We start from the raw sequence: 19,728 nt of genomic DNA on the forward strand, positions 1-19,728 counted from the left end.
CGCCGCTTGAGCCGCGCGCCCCAGACGATCGCCGCGATGACGGCGAGCGCGAAGATCGCCACGATGGCGAGATGCGCGATCGTGAAGGCGTCGGTGGTGCTGGGGATCAGGCTGGCACCGGAGGCGCCACCGGCGGTCGCTGTGTCGTTCATGCGCGCGATCCTAGCGACGACGCCGGGGCACGGCGAGCGGAAACGTCGGCGGGTCGCCGATCAGCGCAGCGCGCGCGCCGCCAGCCCGCCGCAATCGGCGTCGCCGGCGCGCGGCCCCTGGCGGCCGGTGATCGCGCGACCGATCGCCTTGAAGATATTGCCCGCCGACTTCACCTCCGGCGGCACCGTCAGCACGGGATCGCTGAGCGTGCCGGCCATGAACGCCGAACCGGGCAGGCGCAGGATGCTGTGGCCCTTGGGCGCGCCGGTCAGGCGCAGGTCGATCCGCTCCGCCGGGAAGGCGATCGTGCCCGATCCGCGCAGTTGGCTGGCGCTGGTGTCGACCACCAGCGGTGCCGCGATCCCGCGGCCGTCCTTCACCGCGAGCGCCAGCACGACGCAGCGCAGCCGGGCGACGTCGTCGCTGCCGGCGAGCAGCGCGCGGCCCGCATCGAACCCGAGTGCCGCGGCGTAGCGGGCGGGCAGCGCGCCGTCGCGGACGGTAAAGCCGATGCGGCCGTCGGCGCGCCCGATCGCCGCCCGGATCGTCTCGCCACGGCCGGTCAGCCGCGCCCGCGCCGCGATCCGGCCGGTGAACGCACCGTCGGTGCCGGGCAGAGCCTCCACCCGCGTTCCCGTCAGCCGCAGGTCGACGGTCAGCGTCGGCCGGCGCGCGCCGCCGCGCTGGTCCACCGTCACCGCCCCGCGCGCGACGCCGCCGGCCAGCCGGATCGTCAGCGGCACGACGCGCAGCCGCTGGCGGTCGAGGTCGAGCACGCCGTCGATCCCGGTCACCGAGGTGGCGCCGCCGTGACTGAACACGCGCGCCACCCGCACGGCGATGCGGCCATCGGTCGTATCGATCTTCGACAGGTCGATGCGGGTGTTTGGCACCAGCCGGGGTCCGATCGCACGTTCCAGCGCCGCGCCGCGCGCCAGCCCTTCGTCGGTGGACAGATCGTCGAAATCGAACCGGTTCGACGTCACCGCACCATCCAGACGGGTTCGTCCGTCGCGCTTGTCGACGGTGACGTGGCCGGCAAGGTCCGACCGGCCGATCGTGCCCTTCAGGTCGTTCACGATCCATTTCGGGGCGTCGTGGCGGACGTGCGCGGTGATCGCCACCGGCTGCGTGCCGAACAGCCCCGCCTCGATCACCGCGTCGATCAGCCGCAGGTCGGCGGCGCGCGCGGCGACGTCGAGCGTCATTGCGTCCGTGTCGAGCGGCCGGTCCATCGTGCCCTTCGCGCGCATGTGCAGTGCCGTGCCCTCGATCGTCGCGGTGAACGGCCATGGCCCCGGTATGGGTTGCGCGACCGATGCGCCCGTCAGCGCGATCCGCACGGGCACGCCGCGGATCGTGCCGTCGCCCGTGGCGCGCAGGCCCTGCGCGTCGGAGGCGAACGCCATCGTCGCGGTGCGCCGGCGTTTGTCGTCGCGATAGCGCACGACGCTGTCGCGCACGGTCAACCCCTTCAGGTCGTTCGACGACCCGCCGCTTTCGGCCTGTCCGGGCCGTGCCCAGTTGGTGCGGCCGTCGGCGTCGCGGACCAGCGCCAGCTGCAGCCCGTCCACCACCACGTCGCGCGGCCTGAACGTGCCGGTCAGCAGCGGCCACACCGGAAAGGTCACCCGCGCCTCGCGCAGCCGCAGGAAATCGCCGCGGCCCGCCCATCCCGCCTGCGGAATCGTCACGCCGCGGATCGCGATCGTCGGGGAAAAGCCGAAGCCGTCGACGCGCTCCATCGCGGCGATCGTCACCGGGCGGCCGAACCGGCGGCTCAGACGGTCGGCCATCACGCCCTTCAGCACGCCGAACGGAAAGGCGGCGATCACCAGCAACGCGACGACCGGCAGCGCGATGGCGACGGTCAGCAGGACGGAGCGTCTGCCGACGCGCGAAGGGAACAGCATGCCGTGCTGGACGCGCCGCCCTCCTTTCGGTTCCGAAACGGTCAGAAATCGATCGCGATGCCCTTCAGCTCCCAGTCGCCGTAGCGGGTGGGATCGAGGCCGAGCGGATCGGCCTGCTCGGACCGTTTGGCCTGCGGCGTCGGCACCGGCGGGCTCTTGGTCAGATAGGCGGGAGGCTTCACATGTGCGGGACGTTGGCCCATCGCGTCTCTCCGGTCTAAGGGGGACGCCGTATATCGTCCTCGCACGCAGGTTAGACAAGTTTGCCCCGATCCGATCCCGATTCGCCCGATGCCCTGGGCACCCCGTCGCGCCGCGCCGCGCTGCGCCTGCTCGATGCGGTGCTGCGTCGGGGCGAACCGCTGGAACAGGCGCTCGTCGCCGCCACCCGCCACGTCTACGGGCCCGACCGCGGGCTGGCGCATGCGATCGCGGCGGAGGTGCTGCGGCGGCTGCCCGATCTCGACGCGCTGATCGATTCGGTCACCGAACGGCCGCTGCCGGACGATGCCAAGGCGCGGATGGCGCTGCGCATCGCGCTGGTACAGGCGCTGGTGCTCGGCACGCCGCACCATGCCGCCATCGCCACCGTGCTGCCGCTAATCGACGGGGGGCCGCGCAAGCTGGTCCATGGCGTGTTCGGGGCGATCACCCGGTCGGGCGTGCTGCTGCCCGAACGCCCGGCGCTGCCGCCGCTGGTCGAGGCCCGCTGGGACGCCGCCTGGGGGGCGGAGATGGTCGAGGGCGCGCAGGCGGCGATCGCCGCGCCGCCGCCGCTCGACGTGACGCTCGCCGATCCCGCGGAGACCGACCAGTGGGTCACGGCGCTGGGCGGCGTCAGCCTGATGCCGGGCCACGTGCGCATCCACGACGCCGATCCGGTCACCGACCTGCCGGGCTTCGCCGAGGGGCGCTGGTGGGTGCAGGACATCGCCGCGTCCATCCCCGCCCGGTTGCTCGCAGGGGCGGGCGCGGGGGGCGGCACCGCGCTCGACCTGTGCGCCGCGCCGGGGGGCAAGACGTTGCAGCTCGCCGCGGCGGGGTTCGCCGTCGCCGCGGTCGACGTCTCCAACGCGCGCATCAAGCGGTTGCGCGAGAACCTGTTCCGCACCCGGCTGAAGGCGGAGGTGATCGCCGCCGACGTGCTCAAATGGGCGCCGGAGGCGCCGGTCGACGCGTTGTTGATCGACGCACCGTGCAGTGCCACCGGCATCTTCCGCCGCCATCCCGACGTGCTCCACCGCGTCCATCCCCCGATCGTCGAGGAGATGGCGGGGTTGCAGCGGCGCCTGTTCGCGCGCGCCGCCGACTGGGTGAAGCCGGGCGGCACTCTGGTCTTCGCGACGTGCAGTCTGGAAGCCGCGGAGGGCGAGGCGCAGCTCGCCGATTTCCTGTCGGCGCGCGGCGATTATGCGGTCGACGCCCCCGACGCCACGCTGCTGCCGCCGGGAATTCCCGTGTCGCCCGCGGGTTACGTCCGCACGTTGCCCGGCATGCTCGCCGACCGCGGCGGCTGCGACGGTTTCTTCATCGTCCGGCTGCGCCGCACCGCCTGACGCGACGCTGCGGCGCGGCGTTGCGGGGGCAGGCGTCGCGCCCCCGCAACGCCCGGTCGCAACCCCGCCAACCGCATTGTATTAGGGTCGCCAAAGGCTACAGAAGGCCGGTCATGCAGCCTGTCCGTATCGCACCGTCCATCCTGTCCGCCGATTTCGCCTGTCTGGGCGAAGAGGTGCGCGCCATCGACGCCGCCGGGGCCGACTGGATCCACATCGACGTCATGGACGGCCATTTCGTCCCCAACATCACGATCGGCCCGGCGGTGGTGAAGGCGCTGCGCCCGCACACCGCCAAGCCGTTCGACGTGCACCTGATGATCTCGCCGGTCGACCTGTACCTCGACGCCTTCGCCGAAGCGGGCGCGGATTGCATCACCGTGCATCCGGAGGCGGGGCCGCACATCCACCGCACCGTCCAGCACATCAAGGGGCTGGGCAAGCGCGCGGGCGTCGTCCTCAACCCCGGCACGCCGGCCAAGATGCTCGATTACCTGATCGACATGGTCGACCTGGTGCTGGTGATGAGCGTCAATCCCGGTTTCGGCGGGCAGCGCTTCATCGACAGCCAGCTGAAGAAGATCGCCGCGATCCGCAAGATGATCGACGCGACCGGCCGCGCCATCGACCTGGAAGTGGACGGCGGCGTCGATGCGGAACACGCCGCACGCTGCATCGCGGCGGGAGCGGACGCACTGGTCGCAGGCACAGCGGCGTTCCGCGGCGGGCGAGACGCCTATGCCGCCAACATCGCCGCGCTCCGCGGGACGCCGGTGGCGGCATGAACGACATGTCGCCCGAACCGCAGGACGGCATCGAGGAGGGCAAGCGGCTGATGCGCGTCGGCGGCGACCGCGGGCTGAGCCTCGCCGAGCGCCTGTCCGAACGCTTCCACACGCTCACCTGGCGCACGCCGATCCACACGCTGCGCCTCAAAGGGCGCTATCCGCTGAAGCTGATCGCGGTGCCCGACGATCCCGTCGTCGGCGACGTCCAGCGCGGACGGGTGCTGCTGAAGGGCGAACTGAGCTTCCGCGGCGAGACGCATCCGATCGACACGCTGGCGTTCAAGCGCGGCGAATGGGGAAAGCCGTTCGCCGAATACGTTCACAGCTTCGCCTGGCTGCGCGACCTGTCGACCGTCGCGACGCGCGCGCAGGGTGCGCCGGTCGCCGAACAGCTGATGGCGCGCTGGCTCGACGATTATGCCGAGCGCGTCGATGCGCTGGCGTGGCGCGCCGACTTGTGGGGCCGGCGCCTGCTGTTCTGGACCGCGCATGCGCCGCTGATCCTGTCGTCGACCGACCTCGTCTATCGATCGAGCGTGCTCAACACGCTCGCCCGCGGCGCGCGCCACCTCGATCGCGGCGCGGACAAGGCGGCGCCGGGGGCGCCGCGGATCGCGGCCTGGTGCGGCGTCGTCGCGGCGGGCCTGCTGATCCCCGGTGGCGAACCGCGCCGCAGCTTCGGCGAGGCGGGGCTGGCGCGCGCGCTGGCGGGTGGCCTCGGCGAGGACGGCGGCTCGGTATCGCGCAGCCCGGCGATGCTGCTCGACACGATCATGCTGCTCGCGATGCTGCGCGAAACCTATGCCGCGCGGCGCGAGGAGCCGCCGGCCGCGGTGCAGGCGGCGCTGACGCGTGCGGTGCCGGCGCTGCTGGGCACGATGCACGGCGACCGGATGCTGTCGAGCTGGCAGGGCGGCGGCCCCGCCACGGCCGACGAGGTCGCCGCGGTGATCGACGCGAGCGGTATCCGCACCCGGCCGCTGCGTCAGGCGCGCGAATGGGGCTATCAGCGGCTCGCCGCAGGGGGCGCGGTGCTGATCGTCGACGCCGCGCCGCCGCCGATCGCCAAGCTGGTCGAGGGCGGCTGCGCCTCGACGCTGGCGTTCGAATTCTCCGACGGCGACGCCCGGCTGGTGGTCAATTGCGGCGGCGCGCGTGCGGCGGTGGCGCAGCTGCCCGCCGCCTATGCCGAGGGGCTGCGCACCACCGCCGCCCATTCGACGCTGGTGGTGGGCGATTCGAACTCGACCGCGATCCATGCCGACGGCACGCTCGGCCGCGGCGTCGCCGAGGTCGAGCTGTCGCGCCAGGAATCGGACGTCGCCAGCCGGATCGAGGCGACGCACGACGGCTATGTCCGCCGCTGGGGCTTCGTCCACCGCCGCCAGCTGATGCTGACCGGCGACGGGCGCGAACTGCGCGGCGAGGATGCGCTGTTGCCGCAGGGGCGGCGGCGCCGGCCCGGCGTCGTGCCGTTCGCGCTGCGCTTCCACCTCGGCGCGGGGGTGCAGGCGTCGCCGACCGCGGACGGACTTGCCGCGCTGCTGCGGCTGCCGGGCGGCGCGCTGTGGCAGTTCCGCTGCCGCGGCGGATCGCTGACGATCGAGGATTCGCTGTGGATCGATGGCGAGGGGCGGCCGGTGCCGACCCAGCAACTGGTCGTCGGTGGCGAGGCGCCGGCGGGCGGTGCCAACGTCAGCTGGGCGCTGAAACGGGCGATCTGATCCTCCCCGGCCCGGGGCGGGGGACCATACCGGCATGATGGAGGGGGGCTCCGACGGGTGACGCGCCTGTCGGAGCGCCCCTCCGTCGGCACGGCCGCGCCGCCACCGTCGCGTGCGGGGGCGGAATCAACACCTGTTCGCGCGGCGCATCCGCCGCTAGGGGGACGCGCGACGGCCCCCCCGAAGGAACCCCCATGTCGACGATCCCCATCCGCCGCGCCCTGCTGTCCGTGTCCGACAAGACGGGGGTGGTCGACCTCGCCCGGGCGCTTGCCGGCCGGGGCGTCGAGCTGGTGTCGACCGGCGGCACCGCCGCGGCGCTGCGCGACGCCGGGCTGGCGGTGCGCGACGTGTCCGACCTCACCGGTTTCCCGGAGATGATGGATGGGCGCGTCAAGACGCTGCACCCGATGGTCCACGGCGGCCTGCTCGCGGTGCGCGACGATCCCGCGCATATGGCGGCGATGACGGAGCATACGATCGGCGCCATCGACCTCGTCGTCGTCAACCTCTATCCGTTCGAGGCGACGGTCGCGCGCGGCGCCGACCGCGACACCGTGATCGAGAATATCGACATCGGCGGCCCCAGCATGGTCCGCTCCGCCGCCAAGAACCACGCCTATGTCGCGGTTCTGACCGATCCCGCCGATTACGCGATCGTCGCGGCCGGCGAGACGACGCTCGACCAGCGCCGCCTGTTCGCCGCCAAGGCGTTCGCCGCCACCGCCCGCTACGACGGCGCGATCGCGCGCTGGTTCGGCACCGTCGACCAGGGCGAGGCCTTTCCCGCGACGCTGCCGGTCACGATGACCCGCGCCGCCAGCCTGCGCTATGGCGAGAACCCGCATCAGTCCGCCGCCTTCTACACCGCGAACGACGGCGTGAACGGGATCGGCCAGGCGCGGCAGGTGCAGGGCAAGGCCCTGAGCTACAACAACCTCAACGACGCCGACGCCGCGCTGGAGCTGATCGCCGAATTCCGCGACGCCGGCCCCACCTGCGTCATCGTCAAGCATGCCAATCCCTGCGGCGTCGCCACCGCCGACACGCTGGAGCAGGCCTATGCCGCGGCGTTCGCCTGCGACACCGTGTCGGCGTTCGGCGGGATCATCGCGGTCAACCGCCCGCTCGACGCCCCGACGGCGCGTGCGATCACCGGCATCTTCACCGAAGTCGTCGTCGCGCCGGATGCGGATGCCGAGGCGCTGGCGCTGTTCGCCGCCAAGAAGAACCTGCGGCTGCTGCTGACCGGCGAACTGCCCGATGCGGCGCGTGCCGGCCTGTTCGCCAAATCGATCGCGGGCGGCTGGCTGGTGCAGGACCGCGATGCGGGCACGCCGGGTGAGCTGACGGTGGTGAGCAAGCGCGCGCCGACCGAGCGCGAGCTCGCCGACTGCCGCTTCGCCTGGACGATCGCCAAGCACGTCAAGTCGAACGCGATCGTCTATGCGAAGGACGGCGCCACCGCCGGCGTCGGCGCGGGCCAGATGAACCGCCTCGAATCGGCGCGCATCGCGGCGTGGAAGGCGAAGGACGCGGCGGACAAGGCGGGCTGGGCGGAACCGCGGACGATCGGATCGGCGGTGGCGTCGGACGCCTTCTTCCCCTTCGCCGACGGCCTGCTCGCCGCGGTCGAGGCGGGGGCGACCGCGGTGATCCAGCCCGGCGGATCGATCCGCGACGACGAGGTGATCGCCGCCGCCGACGCCGCCGGACTCGCGATGGTGTTCACCGGCATGCGCCACTTCCGCCATTGATCGTGCGCGGTCGCGGGCGCGGCGCTCGTGACCGTCCGCGCCGCGCCGGCGGTCAGCGCACCGGCGATCCGACGTTGGGCAGCGTCGCCTCGTCCGCCTTCGGCATTTTGCCGAACAGCGCGCGGTCGGCGGGGCCGAACGCCCATTTCCACAGCACGAACAGATAGGTCGCGGCGATCGCCGGTTCGCCGCCGGCGAGTTCGAGCCATTCGAACCGGTGCGGCAGCATCGTAAAAGCACCGCCGACCAGCGTCGCGGCGAGGATCGCCCACAGCAGCGGCCAGCGCCACGGCGAAACCGGCGCGGCGAGGATGCGGCCGAGCAGATGCGCCTTGATGACCGACGTCATGCCGACGCTCGCCATCAGTGCGACCGCGGGGCCCGCCGCCTGCCACGTCGTCGGCCAGCCCGCGCTCCGCATCGCTGCGATCAGCGCGAAGCTGAGGCCGATCTGCACCCCCAGCATCGCGATCGAGATCATCAGGTTGCGGTGGCGCGCGGTGTAGACCAGCGCCGATTCGCACACCGCCCCGGTCGAGGCGAGCACCTCGGCGGTGAGCAGGAAACCGAGCGCCGCGCTGCCCGCGACGAACTGGGGCCCGACGACGCCCATCACCGCTTCCGCGGGGATCGATCCCATCAGCGCCAGGCCCGCCTGCGCCGCCATGATCCAGAAGGCGACCTGGCGCACCTGGTTGGCGATCGCCGCGCGGTCGTCGATCGCGAGGCTGCGGGTGATGACCGGGCCCAGGATCGGATCGAAGCTGGTCTTCAGCTTCTGCGGCAGGCTCGCGACCTGCTGCGCCATGTAATAGATGCCGACCACCTTGGGTTCGAACATCACGCCCAGGATGAAGCGGTCGACGTTGCGGCTGCCCCATTCCAGCGCGTCGGCGCCGGCGAGCGGCGCGTTGGCGCGGGCGAGCGCGAACAGCGGGCCGATACGCGGCGACCAGCCGTGTGGCATGCCGTAGCTGCGCAGGAACGGCACCATGCTGGCGACCAGCGCCGCGACCATCGACGCGACATAGGACAGGACGAGCCCGTCCTTGACCGTCACGAACGAGAAGATCCAGGCGGCGATCGAGATCGTCCATGGCTCGACCACCGCGCGCGCGGTCACCGCCGCCTTGACGTCGTGGCGGTAGGCGAGCGCGGCGAGGCTGACGTCGGACCAGGCGATCGCGACGATGATGCACGGCAGGAACCGGTCTAGCCCGGTCACCCGCGTGTTGGCGTACATCACCTGGGGAAACGCGATCAGCAGCGCGCTGGCGGCGATCGACAGGACGAAGGCGAGCGCGAGCGCGTCCCAGACGACGCTGGCGTGTGGCTGGTCCGACGACGACAGCGCCTGCGCGAGGCCGCGCTTCAGGCCCAGCGTCGCGACCAGCGCGGCGAGTTCGACGACGACGACCGCCAGTGCGAACCGGCCGACGAGGTCGGGCCCGTACAGCCGGCCGGCGATGAACAGGAACGGGATGCGCGCGGCGAGGCGCAGCACGAAACCGGCGATGTTGGTGCGGCCACCCTTGGCGAGCGCGTCGATGTCCCGGGTTTCGGTCACGCAGACCCGATCATCAGCGTATCGCCCTCACCCTTCGCCGCCTTCGGCGTCTTTTCCCTCTCCCATTGGGAGAGGGAGGGAGGCGCGCAGCGCTGGAAGGGTGAGGGTGAGCGGATGACGCTGGCGATCAATGCGCCGCCCCCCAGCTCGCGCCCGTGCCGATCTCGATCCCCAGCGGCACCGACAGCTCGACCGCCGGTGCGGCGGCCTCCGCCATCACCCGCTCGATCACCGGCTTTGCCGCGTCCACGTCGCGTTCGGGCAATTCGAACACCAGTTCGTCGTGCACCTGCAACAGCATCTGCACGTCGGGCAGGCCGGCGGCGGCGAGCGCGGGTTCCATCCGCACCATCGCCCGCTTGATGATGTCGGCGCAGGTGCCCTGGATCGGCGCGTTGATCGCGGCGCGCTCGGCCCCCTGGCGTTCGTGCTGCACCTTCGACCGGATCCGCGGGAAATGCGTCTTGCGGCCGAACAACGTCGTGGTGAAGCCGCGCTCGCGCACCGATTGCGTCGTTTCGGCGATATAGGTCTTGATGCCGGGGAAGCGATCGAAATAGCGGTCGATCATCGCCTGCGCCTCGTCCGCGCCGACGTCCAGCCGCCCCGCAAGGCCCCAGCGGCTGATGCCGTAGAGGATCGCGAAGTTGATCGTCTTCGCGCGACCGCGGGTGTCGCGATTGACCTCGCCGAACAGCTCCATCGCGGTCAGGCTGTGGATGTCGTCGCCATTGGCGAACGCCTCGCGCAGCTGCGGCACGTCGGCCATGTGCGCCGCCAGCCGCAGCTCGATCTGCGAATAGTCGGCGGCGAGGATGACGTTGCCCGGCTCCGCGACGAAGGCGTCGCGGATCTGGCGGCCGACCTCGGTGCGGATCGGGATGTTCTGAAGGTTGGGCTCGGTCGACGACAGCCGCCCGGTCTGCGCGCCGGTCAGCGAATAGCTGGTGTGCACGCGGCCGGTGCGCGGGTTGATCTGCGCCTGCAACGCATCGGTATAGGTGCTCTTGAGCTTCGACAATTGCCGCCAGTCGAGCACCCGCGCGGCGATCTCGGCGCCCGGCGAATCCTTGTCCGCCGCGATCCGCTCCAGCTCGGTGACGTCGGTGGAATAGACCCCCGACTTGCCCTTGCGCCCGCCCTTGATGCCCATCCGCTCGAACAGGACGTCGCCCAGCTGCTTGGGACTGCCGATCGTGAACGGCGCACCGGCAAGGCCGTGGATCAGGGTTTCGAGTTCCGCGATCTGGCCGCTGAATTCGGCGGATAGGCCCGACAGGCGCGCGGCATCGACCTTGATCCCGCGCATCTCCATCCGGGCGATCACCGGCACCAGCGGGCGGTCGACCATCTCGTAGACGCGCGTCGATCCCTCCGCGGGCAGGCGCGCGCGAAACCGCTTCCACAGCCGGTAGGTGACGTCGGCGTCCTCCGCGGCATAGCGGGTGGCGGCGGCCAGATCGACTTCGTGGAAGCCGCGCTGCGACTTGCCGGTGCCGACCACGTCCTTGAACGCGATGCAGCTGTGCGACAGGTGCGTCGCCGCCAGTTCGTCCATGCCATGCCCGTGCAGCCCGGCATCGAGGTCGAAGCTCATCACGATCGTGTCGTCGTGCGGCGCGATCGCGATGCCGTGCAGCCCCAGCACGATCATGTCGAACTTCAGGTTGTGCCCGATCTTGAGCACCGCCGGGTCCTCGCACAGCGTCTTCAGCCGGGCGAGCGCGGCGTCGGTATCGATCTGCGGCGGCCGCTCGCCGAACAGGTCGCTGCCGCCATGGCCGAGCGGCACGTAGCAGGCGCGGTTGGCGCCAAGCGCGAGGCTGACGCCGACGAGGTCGCAGCGGGTCGCGTCGGTGCCGGTCGTCTCGGTATCGATCGCGATCCAGCCCTGATGCCGCGCGCGCGCGATCCAGCCGTCCAGCGTCTCGAGGTCGACGACGGTGTCATAGGCGTCGTGCTCGCACGGCGGATCCGCCTCGAACGGCACGTCGGCGGGCGGGGGCACGGGATCGTCGGCGACGCTGCCGCCATGCGCGCCGAGCTTCGCCAGCAGCGAACGGAAGCCGTGATGCTCCAGGAACGCGCGCAGCGGCGCGTCGGGTATGCCCTTCAGCTCCAGCTCGTCGAGCGGTTCGGGCAGCGCGACGTCGCAGCGCAGCGCGACGAGTTCCCGGCTCAGCCGCGCCATGCCGGCATGTTCGATCAGATTGTCGCGCAGCTTGCCCTTCTTCATCCCCTCCGCCGCGGCAAGGACCGATTCGAGGTCGCCGTGCTCCAGGATCAGCTTGGCCGCGGTCTTCGGGCCGACGCCGGGGACGCCGGGCACGTTGTCGACACTGTCGCCCATCAGCGCGAGCACGTCGCCCAGCTGCGTCGGCGCGATGCCGAAGAACTTCTCGGCGACGTGCTCGGCACCGAGGCGGCGGTTGTTCATCGTGTCGTAGAGGTCGAGCCCCGGCTCGATCAGCTGCATCAGGTCCTTGTCGGAACTGACGATCGTCACCGACCAGCCCTGCGCCAGCGCCGCCTTGGCATAACAGGCGATGATGTCGTCCGCCTCCAGCCCCTCGGTCTCGATGCACGGCAGCGAGAAGGCGCGCGTCGCGTCGCGGATCATCGGGAATTGCGGCACGAGGTCTTCGGGCGGCGGCGGCCGGTGCGCCTTGTACTGGTCGTACAGGTCGTTGCGGAACGTCTTCGACGATTTGTCGAGGATCACCGCCATGTGCGTCGGCCCCTCGGCGGCGTGCAGCTCGTCCGCCAGCTTCCACAGCATGGTGGTATAGCCATAGACGGCCCCCACCGGCTCGCCATGCTTGTTGGTGAGCGGCGGCAGCCGGTGATAGGCGCGGAAGATGTAGCCCGAGCCGTCGACGAGGTAGAGATGAGGCATCCGTCAGGCGTTTAGCGGATCGGCCGGTCCGCACCAACCTCTGCGTGGCGGGTCGAACGGTTTCCCGCATCGTCCTTATGGTCGCCGTCGGGGCATGCCCCCGACGTCGGGGTTCAGGCGGCGCCCGACCCCGCATAATCCGCCACCGCCGCGGCGACCGACTGGATCAGCTGCTGGCGTTCGCGGATCGGGCGGCGGCTGTCGCCGATCATCACCGCGATCGCATAGCGGCGGCCGTCGGGGGCGGTCAGCAGGCCGACGTCGTTGAAGCCGGCGTTGCGTGCGCCCAGATCCTGACCGGTGCCGGTCTTGTGCGCGATCTTCCACCCGGCGGGCAGTGCCGCGCGTAAGCGGGCGCGGCCGGTGACCGACGCGCCCATCGTGTCGAGCAGAATGCGGGTCGAGGTTTCGGTGAACAGCTCGCCGCGCGCCAGCCGCGCGAGCGCATCGGCGATCGCGAGCGGGGCGGCGCCATCGGGCGGATCGGCGACATAGGCGTCGAGCGCGGCGGCGCGCACCGCCGGGTCGAGCCGCGACCGGGCGAGCTCGAACCCGCCGCCCGCGGCCATCGACTGGTTCCAGACGAGCCCCGCGGTCTTCGACTGCAACAGTCGCTCGCCGGGGCCGAAGCGGATGTCGCCCAGCTGCTTGCGTTCGATCATCGCGCGCACCGCCAGCGGCCCGCCGACATAGGTCAGCAACCGGTCGTTGGCGGTATTGTCGCTGTGGGTGAGCGCCCGGGTGAGCAATTCGCCGACGGTGGTGTGATAGCCATCGCCCTTCACCAGCATCGCGATCGGCTGGTGGAACAGCGTCAGGTCCTCGGACCGCACGACGACCGGATCGTCGAGCCGCGCCTTGCCCTGGTCGCGCAGGTCCATCAGCGTCATCGCGACCCACAATTTGCTGACCGATTGCTGCGGCATGCGTGTGCGCGCGCCGGGCGACGTCACCGTCCAGCCTTCGTCGACGGCGCGGATGGCGATACCGAACTTGCCGTCGAACCCTTGCGCGAGCGCGTCGATGCTTGCGGCGAGCCGGGCCGGGGCGACCTTGCGCGCGGGCGGCGCGGTCGCGGGGATCGGGATCGACACCGCGACCGGCGGCGACACCGCGGGGGCGCTCGCCCCGGTGCCGGGGCGCGAGGTCTGGCCGCAGCCCGCCAGCAGCGCGAGGCCGGCGGCGAGCAGGATCGGACGGGCCGGCCGGACGGACGCTGTCATGAGTGTGGAATGGCCCCGCTTCGCATTGCCGGCGATCCTTATCGACGGATCGCCGTGCGGAAACCGGCTGTGCGGCGTCCTGCGGTGAAGCGCGGCAGAGGCAAGGCGAGTTGCGCCACGCAACATCGCCGCCCGTCAGGGCACCAGCACCGTATCCACCGCCTGCGGCAGCGTTTCGGGATAATCGAGCGTATAGTGCAGCCCGCGGCTCTCGTGCCGGTGCAGCGCGGACCGCACGATCAGCTCCGCGGTCTGGAGCAGGTTGCGAAGCTCGATCAGGTCGGGCGTCACGCGGAAATGGCCGTAATAGTCCGCGACCTCCCCGGTCAGCATCTGGATGCGATGCTGCGCCCGCTCCAGCCGCTTGGTGGTGCGGACGATGCCGACATAATTCCACATGAAGCGGCGGATTTCGGTCCAGTTCTGCTTGATGACCACCTCTTCGTCCGAATCGGTGACGCGGCTCTCGTCCCACGGGCGGATCACCGGCACCGGCGGCAACGCATCGTGATGCGCGGCGATATGGTTCGCGCACGCCTCGCCGAACACGAAGCATTCGAGCAGCGAATTGGACGCGAGCCGGTTGGCGCCGTGCAGCCCGCTTTCGGTGCATTCGCCCGCCGCATAGAGGCCCGGCAGGTCGGTGCGCCCGTCGCGATCGATGACGATCCCGCCGCAGGTGTAATGCTGCGCGGGCACGACCGGGATCGGCTGTTTGGTCATGTCGATACCGAGCCCGAGCAGCTTTTCGTGGATGTTGGGGAAATGCCCCTTCACGAAATCGGCCGGCTGGTGGCTGATGTCGAGATGGACGTAGTCGAGCCCGTAGCGCTTGATCTCGGCATCGATCGCGCGTGCCACCACGTCGCGCGGCGCCAGCTCCATCCGCTCGGCGTCGTATTCGGACATGAAGCGCTTGCCCGTCGCAGGGTTTATCAGCCGGCCGCCCTCGCCGCGCACCGCCTCGGTGATGAGGAAGTTCTTGACCTCGAGATGATAGAGGCAGGTCGGGTGGAACTGCATCATCTCCATGTTGGAGACGCGGGCGCCGGCGCGCCACGCCATCGCGATGCCGTCCCCGGTCGCGCCGCGCGGCGCGGTGGAGAACAGATAGGTGCGCCCGGCGCCGCCGGTGGCGAGCACGGTCGCCTTCGCCGTGTACAGGTTGACGCGGCCCGTGCCGCGATCGACGGCGTAGACGCCCCAGACGTTGCCGGCGCCCGAATAGCGCTGTTCGTGCCGGCTGGTCGCCAGGTCGATCGCGACCTGATCGGGCACGAGCGTGATGTTGGGATGCGCCTCGGCGGCGCGTTGCAGCGCCTCCTGCACCGCCCAGCCGGTCGCATCGGCGACATGCACGATCCGCCGGTGCGAATGGCCGCCCTCGCGCGTCAGGTGCAGCGCATTGCCCTCGGTTGCGAACGGGACGCCGAGCTGCGTCAGCCGCGCGATCGCCGCTGGCGCGCCCTCGACGACGAACTCGACGATGTCGCGGTCGTTCAGGCCGGCGCCGGCGACCATCGTGTCCTCGACATGGTGTTCGAACGTGTCGCCGGGTTCGAGCACGGCGGCGATGCCGCCCTGCGCCCAGGCCGTCGACCCTTCGTTCAGCGCGCCCTTGGCGAGCACGGTGACGCGGAAGCGATCCGCCAGGTTGAGCGCGGCGGTAAGCCCCGCGGCACCCGACCCGACGATCAGGACGTCGGCGGTCATCGAAGCCCCTCCCCTTCAGGGGAGGGGTTGAGGTGGGGGATTCGCCAATTGGTTCGCGGCGGCAGCGACCTTGCGAACGCCAATAGCGTCATCAGCACGCCTTTCATGTTCTGCATGACGTCCGCATTGGTAAAACGGATGACCTGGAAGCCTTGCCGACGGGAAACGGCATCCTCGCGTGCATCCGCTTCCGGATCATGCGTGTCGCCGTCGATCTCGACGATCAGCCCGATGGCAGGACAGAAGAAGTCGGCGATCCGCGACCCGAGGTTCGCCTGTCGGCGAAACTTGAAGCCGCCGAGCTGGCTGTTCGACAGGTTGCGCCACACGCGTGCTTCCGGCTCGGTAGGTGCGCGGCGCATCGCCTTCGCAAGCGTGTCGAGATCGGCGGGCGTTCCCCACCCCAACCCCTCCCCTGAAGGGGAGGGGCTTCTTCGCGGGTCAGCCATTCGACGCCCGCGTCAGGCTGAGGAACACGTCTTCGAGGTCCGGTTCCTTCGTCGTCACGTCGACGATGCCGAAGCCGCTGCCCTGCACCGCGGCGAGCACCTCGCCCGCATTGACGCGATCCCTGGCGTAGGTGATCTCGAGCGTCCGTGCGCCCTTCAGCACGATCCGGCCGAAGCACGCATTGTCGGGAAGCGTCGCGACATCGCGGTCGACGGTTACCGCGACGACCTTTTCCTGCGCCTTGCCGACCAGCTCGCGGGTCGGCTCGTTCGCGATCAGCCGGCCATGGTTGATGATCGCGATCCGGTCGCAGAGCTGTTCGGCCTCCTCGAGGTAATGCGTGGTCAGCACCACGGTCACGCCGGCGTCGTTGAGCTGGCGGACATAGGCCCACAATTGCTGGCGCAATTCAATGTCGACGCCCGCGGTCGGCTCGTCGAGCACCAGCACCGGCGGCGAATGGACCATCGCCTTCGCCACCATCAGCCGCCGCTTCATGCCGCCCGACAGCGTGCGCGCATAGGCCTTCGCCTTGTCCTCCAGATGCACCGCGCGCAACAGCTCCATGCTGCGCCGCTGCCCCTTGGGAACGCCGTACAGTCCGGCCTGGATCTCCAGCGTCTCGACGGGCGTGAAGAAGGGATCGAACAGGATTTCCTGATTGACGATGCCGATCGACGCCTTGGCGTTGCGCGGGTGCGCGTCGATGTCGAAGCCCCATATCTCCGCCTGGCCGTCGGTCTTGTTGACGAGGCCGGCGAGGATGTTGATGAGCGTCGACTTGCCCGCCCCGTTGGGGCCGAGCAGGCCGAAGATCTGGCCGCGGGGCACGTCGAACGTCACGCCGTCGAGCGCGCGCTTGCCGCCCTGATAGGTCTTGCAGAGGTTCTGGATGCGGATCGCGGCCTCGGTCATGGGCGCGGGAATACGCCCGTGGCGGATTGGCGCAACTAAATCCTCCCGGTGCCGGGGAGGATTGAAGCGGATCGCCGCCCTTGCTAATCGCACGCCATGATCCCGCCGCCCGAAACCGTCCGCGTCTCGCATCGCCGTGTCGCCTGCGACGGCGCCACCGACATTCCGGGCGGTGCCGCGCTCGGCCATCCGCGCGTGTTCCTCCAGATCGACGACGAGGGCTATGTCGACTGCGGCTATTGCGACCGGCGCTTCGTCCTGATCGGCGGGCCGGCGGATGGCGCGGACCAGTCGCGATTGCCCGATCATCCGGATGGCGCCAGCGTCTAACGCGCCTATATTGGCCGCATGACCCCACAGTCTCCTGGCGCTGCCGATCCCCGCTCGTTCCTCTATCGCGACGCGCTGTCGCCCGATGCCGCGCTGCGGCTGACGGCCGAGGCGCTCGGCCGTGCCGATGACGGCGAACTCTACCTGCAATATCGCAAGGCGGAGGCGTTCGGCTTCGACGACGGCCGGTTGAAGACCGCGAGCTACGACACCAACGCCGGCTTCGGCCTGCGCGCGGTGTCGGGCGAGATGACCGCGTTCGCGCATGCCAACGAACTGTCCGAGGCCGCGATCCGCCGCGCCGGCGAGACGATGGCGCTGATCGATCCGACGGCCAGCGCCCGGTCGGCGCCGCCGCAGGGCAACAACCGTCACCTCTACACCGATGCCGATCCGCTCGACCTGGTGCCGTTCGCCGACAAGGTGAACCTGTGCCAGACGATCGACGCCGCGGCGCGCGCGCGCGACCCGCGCGTGGTGCAGGTGTCGGTCGGGCTCAGCGGCACGTGGAGCGTGGTCGAGATCGTCCGCCCCGACGGCTTCGTCGCCACCGACGTGCGGCCGCTGGTGCGGCTCAACATCCAGATCGTCGTCGAACAGAACGGCCGCCGCGAGACGGGGACGTTCGGGATCGGCGGGCGCTATCTCTACGACCGGCTGTTCGACGCGGCGGTGTGGAACCGCGGGATCGACGAGGCGCTGGCGCATGCGCTGGTCAATCTCGCTTCGGTCGCGGCGCCGGCGGGCGAGATGACGGTGCTGCTCGGGCCGGGCTGGCCGGGGATCGTGCTGCACGAGGCGATCGGCCACGGGCTGGAAGGCGACTTCAACCGCAAGGGCACCAGCGCCTTTTCCGGCCGGATCGGCGAACGCGTCGCCGCGCCGGGCGTGACGGTGGTCGACGACGGGTCGATCCCCGACCGGCGCGGCTCGCTGTCGATCGACGACGAGGGCACGCCGACCGGCGAGACGGTGCTGATCGAGGACGGCATCCTCAAGGGCTATATGCAGGACCGGCTCAACGCGCGGCTGATGGGCGTCGCCGCCACCGGCAACGGCCGCCGCGAAAGCTTCGCGCATGCGCCGATGCCGCGGATGACCAACACCTTCATGAAGGGCGGGCGCGACGATCCCGCCGAACTGCTCAGCCGCGTGAAGAAGGGCATCTTCGCCAAGAGCTTCGGCGGCGGTCAGGTCGACATCGTGTCGGGCAAGTTCGTGTTTTCCTGCACCGAGGCCTATCGGATCGAGGATGGCCGGATCGGCGCGCCGATCAAGGGCGCGACGCTGATCGGCGACGGGCCGACGGTGCTGACGAAGGTGACCGGCATCGGCAACGACTTCGCGCTCGACGAGGGCATCGGCGTCTGCGGCAAGGGCGGGCAGAGCGTGCCGGCGGGCGTGGGGCAACCGACGCTGCTGGTCGACGGGCTGACGGTGGGCGGAACGGCGACCTGACGCGCCGGGATCAGACGCCCGTCAGCAGCATGTCGAATGCACCGACGATCTGGATGCGGAAAGCCGAGAGATCGGCGACGGTGTCCCCCAGTTCGTTGCAGCTGACGGCCGCCGCGAATTGCGTGACCATGACATGGGGCACGTCGCCGATGTCGAAGACCGGATTGAGGCCGGGCCGTCGTTCGGGCGACCGGTCCAGCGGGATCAACGGTACGGTCAGGCGCACGGCCAGGTGTTCGAACGTATCCGACTGGCAATCGATCAGCAGAAGGCCGGTCGCGGTGCGATAGACGTCGCCCTGCGCCATCAGAACAGGCGCAGCGGCGCGAGCGGCAAGCCATTCTCCTCGACCCAGCGGTTGACCGATTCCGCCCAGGCGCGATTGTCGTCTTTCCAGCGCCGGTTGCGTTCCGCCGTCGCTGCGTCGCGCAATGCGGCCTCGCAGGCCTGCGACAGGTTGATCCCGACCTCCCGCGCCGCGGCGACGACGCCCGTATCGAGCGACAGGTTGACGGGCTTGCGCTTGCCCGAGGCGATCGGATCGTGCTTCATGCGGGAAAGTTATGCGCATGCGGAATGCGCGTCAACGGAGCGCGTGCCATGAGCCTCGTCGAACTCGGTCGCTACGATCGCAACCTCGCCAACATCATCGTCGGGCGGCTCGATGCGGAAGGGATCGATGCGATCGCGTTCGACGGCGGGGCGAGCATCGCCGATGGCAGCTATCTGCTGATCCCGGTGCGCGTGATGGTGCATCCCGACGATCTCCCACCGGCGCAGGCGATCGTCGATGCTGCCCAAATTTGAGGCATCCTGGCGCCACTGCCCAAATTGTTAACGCCGACCCCCGGACCTGCGAACCGAATTCCCGCCCGATCGCGTCGTTTCGCGACTGGCATGATCGTTGCGATGCCGTTTCCCGGACAATCGAGGGGGCAGGGATGAAGCTGGTCATTGCGATCATCAAGCCGTTCAAGCTCGACGAGGTGAGGGAAGCCCTCACGACGTTGGGCGTGGCCGGAATGACGGTTACCGAGGTCAAGGGGTTCGGGCGGCAGAAGGGCCAGACCGAAATCTACCGCGGCGCCGAATACAGCACCAACATGGTGCCCAAGATCAAGATCGAGGTGGTTTGCGCCGCGGACCTTGCCGATCGCGTGGTCGAGGCGGTGCAGGCGTCGGCGAACACCGGCGCGATCGGCGACGGCAAGATCTTCGTGCTCGACGTCGGGCAGGCGGTCCGCATCCGCACCGGCGAAACCGACGATTCGGCGCTCTGAGGGGG

18 protein-coding genes are annotated in these 19,728 nt (G+C 70.3%); 8 read left to right on the top strand and 10 right to left on the bottom strand.

Annotation, left to right across the window (positions count from 1 at the left end):
- Positions 1 to 212: 212 nt before the first annotated feature.
- Positions 213 to 2,066 carry an AsmA family protein gene (locus LPN01_RS13630; protein WP_262828964.1) on the bottom strand — a complete coding sequence of 618 codons (1,854 nt, stop codon included), beginning with the start codon at positions 2,064 to 2,066 and terminating at the stop codon, positions 213 to 215.
- 41 nt (positions 2,067 to 2,107) lie between these two features.
- Complete coding sequence (locus LPN01_RS13635) at positions 2,108 to 2,269, bottom strand: DUF1674 domain-containing protein (protein WP_262828965.1); 162 nt, start codon at positions 2,267 to 2,269, stop codon at positions 2,108 to 2,110.
- Positions 2,270 to 2,329: 60 nt separating this feature from the next.
- Between LPN01_RS13635 and LPN01_RS13640 the strand changes: the two genes are divergently transcribed.
- The 4 genes from LPN01_RS13640 to purH all read left to right on the top strand — a co-directional run bounded on the left by LPN01_RS13640 (position 2,330) and on the right by purH (position 7,891).
- A complete protein-coding gene (locus LPN01_RS13640; protein WP_262828966.1) occupies positions 2,330 to 3,622 on the top strand; it encodes an RsmB/NOP family class I SAM-dependent RNA methyltransferase in 1,293 nt (430 codons plus the stop codon).
- A gap of 113 nt (positions 3,623 to 3,735) precedes the next feature.
- Positions 3,736 to 4,407 (top strand): ribulose-phosphate 3-epimerase, encoded by a 672-nt coding sequence (rpe, locus tag LPN01_RS13645; protein WP_262828967.1) that lies wholly within the window; start codon positions 3,736 to 3,738, stop codon positions 4,405 to 4,407.
- Positions 4,404 to 6,134 carry a heparinase II/III family protein gene (locus LPN01_RS13650; RefSeq protein ID WP_262828968.1) on the top strand — a complete coding sequence of 577 codons (1,731 nt, stop codon included), beginning with the start codon at positions 4,404 to 4,406 and terminating at the stop codon, positions 6,132 to 6,134. The genes rpe and LPN01_RS13650 overlap by 4 nt, the downstream gene beginning before the upstream one ends.
- A 194-nt stretch (positions 6,135 to 6,328) precedes the next feature.
- Positions 6,329 to 7,891 carry a bifunctional phosphoribosylaminoimidazolecarboxamide formyltransferase/IMP cyclohydrolase gene (gene purH / locus LPN01_RS13655; protein ID WP_262828969.1) on the top strand — a complete coding sequence of 521 codons (1,563 nt, stop codon included), beginning with the start codon at positions 6,329 to 6,331 and terminating at the stop codon, positions 7,889 to 7,891.
- A 52-nt stretch (positions 7,892 to 7,943) separates the two neighbouring features.
- On the opposite strand, the gene LPN01_RS13660 is transcribed toward purH, so the two are convergent.
- From LPN01_RS13660 to LPN01_RS13685, 6 genes are all read right to left on the bottom strand, one after another.
- The gene (locus tag LPN01_RS13660; RefSeq protein WP_262828970.1) at positions 7,944 to 9,458 is read right to left on the bottom strand and encodes a lipopolysaccharide biosynthesis protein; all 1,515 of its coding nucleotides are present in this window, start codon (positions 9,456 to 9,458) and stop codon (positions 7,944 to 7,946) included.
- Positions 9,459 to 9,585: 127 nt separating this feature from the next.
- Positions 9,586 to 12,354, bottom strand: coding sequence for a DNA polymerase I (gene polA / locus LPN01_RS13665; protein WP_262828971.1), 2,769 nt, complete (start codon positions 12,352 to 12,354; stop codon positions 9,586 to 9,588).
- 113 nt (positions 12,355 to 12,467) lie between these two features.
- On the bottom strand, positions 12,468 to 13,577 hold the full coding sequence (locus LPN01_RS13670; RefSeq protein WP_262828972.1) for a metallo-hydrolase family protein: 1,110 nt from the start codon (positions 13,575 to 13,577) through the stop codon (positions 12,468 to 12,470).
- Between the two features lie 135 nt (positions 13,578 to 13,712).
- Entirely contained in the window at positions 13,713 to 15,290 is a 1,578-nt protein-coding gene (gene nadB, locus LPN01_RS13675) for an L-aspartate oxidase (protein WP_262828973.1), read from the bottom strand.
- Positions 15,287 to 15,697, bottom strand: coding sequence for an endonuclease domain-containing protein (locus LPN01_RS13680; RefSeq protein ID WP_262828974.1), 411 nt, complete (start codon positions 15,695 to 15,697; stop codon positions 15,287 to 15,289). The genes nadB and LPN01_RS13680 overlap by 4 nt, the downstream gene beginning before the upstream one ends.
- Positions 15,698 to 15,731: 34 nt before the next feature.
- Positions 15,732 to 16,655: an ABC transporter ATP-binding protein gene (locus tag LPN01_RS13685; protein WP_262828975.1), complete on the bottom strand. Its 924-nt coding sequence runs from the start codon at positions 16,653 to 16,655 to the stop codon at positions 15,732 to 15,734.
- A 96-nt stretch (positions 16,656 to 16,751) separates the two neighbouring features.
- On the opposite strand from LPN01_RS13685, the gene LPN01_RS13690 reads away from it, so the two are divergent.
- Positions 16,752 to 16,985, top strand: a complete 234-nt coding sequence (locus tag LPN01_RS13690; protein ID WP_262828976.1) for a zinc-finger domain-containing protein — start codon at positions 16,752 to 16,754, stop codon at positions 16,983 to 16,985.
- An 18-nt stretch (positions 16,986 to 17,003) separates the two neighbouring features.
- Complete coding sequence (gene tldD, locus LPN01_RS13695) at positions 17,004 to 18,443, top strand: metalloprotease TldD (protein ID WP_262828977.1); 1,440 nt, start codon at positions 17,004 to 17,006, stop codon at positions 18,441 to 18,443.
- Positions 18,444 to 18,453: 10 nt separating this feature from the next.
- Here the strand turns inward: tldD and LPN01_RS13700 are convergent, their stop codons facing one another.
- Together LPN01_RS13700 and LPN01_RS13705 are read right to left on the bottom strand one after the other, a co-directional pair.
- On the bottom strand, positions 18,454 to 18,750 hold the full coding sequence (locus tag LPN01_RS13700; RefSeq protein ID WP_262828978.1) for a CcdB family protein: 297 nt from the start codon (positions 18,748 to 18,750) through the stop codon (positions 18,454 to 18,456).
- Complete coding sequence (locus LPN01_RS13705) at positions 18,750 to 18,995, bottom strand: type II toxin-antitoxin system CcdA family antitoxin (RefSeq protein WP_262828979.1); 246 nt, start codon at positions 18,993 to 18,995, stop codon at positions 18,750 to 18,752. The genes LPN01_RS13700 and LPN01_RS13705 overlap by 1 nt, the downstream gene beginning before the upstream one ends.
- A 48-nt stretch (positions 18,996 to 19,043) precedes the next feature.
- Between LPN01_RS13705 and LPN01_RS13710 the strand changes: the two genes are divergently transcribed.
- Both LPN01_RS13710 and LPN01_RS13715 read left to right on the top strand, forming a co-directional pair.
- Positions 19,044 to 19,250, top strand: a complete 207-nt coding sequence (locus LPN01_RS13710) for a DUF2007 domain-containing protein (protein WP_262828980.1) — start codon at positions 19,044 to 19,046, stop codon at positions 19,248 to 19,250.
- A 134-nt stretch (positions 19,251 to 19,384) separates the two neighbouring features.
- Positions 19,385 to 19,723 (top strand): P-II family nitrogen regulator, encoded by a 339-nt coding sequence (locus tag LPN01_RS13715; protein ID WP_262828981.1) that lies wholly within the window; start codon positions 19,385 to 19,387, stop codon positions 19,721 to 19,723.
- Positions 19,724 to 19,728: the final 5 nt, after the last annotated feature.

Origin of the sequence: Sphingomonas sp. A2-49 (assembly GCF_025548555.1) — a bacterium.
Classification (GTDB): Bacteria; Pseudomonadota; Alphaproteobacteria; order Sphingomonadales; family Sphingomonadaceae; genus Sphingomonas.

Bases quoted from the DNA above. Each gene is read 5' to 3' on its own strand.
- LPN01_RS13670 (WP_262828972.1), bottom strand. From the start codon at position 13,577: ATGACAGCGTCCGTCCGGCCGGCCCGTCCGATCCTGCTCGCCGCCGGC.
- LPN01_RS13710 (WP_262828980.1), top strand. From the start codon at position 19,044: ATGAGCCTCGTCGAACTCGGTCGCTACGATCGCAACCTCGCCAACATC.
- purH (WP_262828969.1), top strand. From the start codon at position 6,329: ATGTCGACGATCCCCATCCGCCGCGCCCTGCTGTCCGTGTCCGACAAG.
- LPN01_RS13650 (WP_262828968.1), top strand. From the start codon at position 4,404: ATGAACGACATGTCGCCCGAACCGCAGGACGGCATCGAGGAGGGCAAG.
- LPN01_RS13635 (WP_262828965.1), bottom strand. From the start codon at position 2,269: ATGGGCCAACGTCCCGCACATGTGAAGCCTCCCGCCTATCTGACCAAG.
- nadB (WP_262828973.1), bottom strand. From the start codon at position 15,290: ATGACCGCCGACGTCCTGATCGTCGGGTCGGGTGCCGCGGGGCTTACC.
- LPN01_RS13630 (WP_262828964.1), bottom strand. From the start codon at position 2,066: ATGCTGTTCCCTTCGCGCGTCGGCAGACGCTCCGTCCTGCTGACCGTC.
- LPN01_RS13700 (WP_262828978.1), bottom strand. From the start codon at position 18,750: ATGGCGCAGGGCGACGTCTATCGCACCGCGACCGGCCTTCTGCTGATC.
- LPN01_RS13685 (WP_262828975.1), bottom strand. From the start codon at position 16,655: ATGACCGAGGCCGCGATCCGCATCCAGAACCTCTGCAAGACCTATCAG.
- polA (WP_262828971.1), bottom strand. From the start codon at position 12,354: ATGCCTCATCTCTACCTCGTCGACGGCTCGGGCTACATCTTCCGCGCC.
- tldD (WP_262828977.1), top strand. From the start codon at position 17,004: ATGACCCCACAGTCTCCTGGCGCTGCCGATCCCCGCTCGTTCCTCTAT.
- LPN01_RS13690 (WP_262828976.1), top strand. From the start codon at position 16,752: ATGATCCCGCCGCCCGAAACCGTCCGCGTCTCGCATCGCCGTGTCGCC.
- rpe (WP_262828967.1), top strand. From the start codon at position 3,736: ATGCAGCCTGTCCGTATCGCACCGTCCATCCTGTCCGCCGATTTCGCC.
- LPN01_RS13715 (WP_262828981.1), top strand. From the start codon at position 19,385: ATGAAGCTGGTCATTGCGATCATCAAGCCGTTCAAGCTCGACGAGGTG.
- LPN01_RS13705 (WP_262828979.1), bottom strand. From the start codon at position 18,995: ATGAAGCACGATCCGATCGCCTCGGGCAAGCGCAAGCCCGTCAACCTG.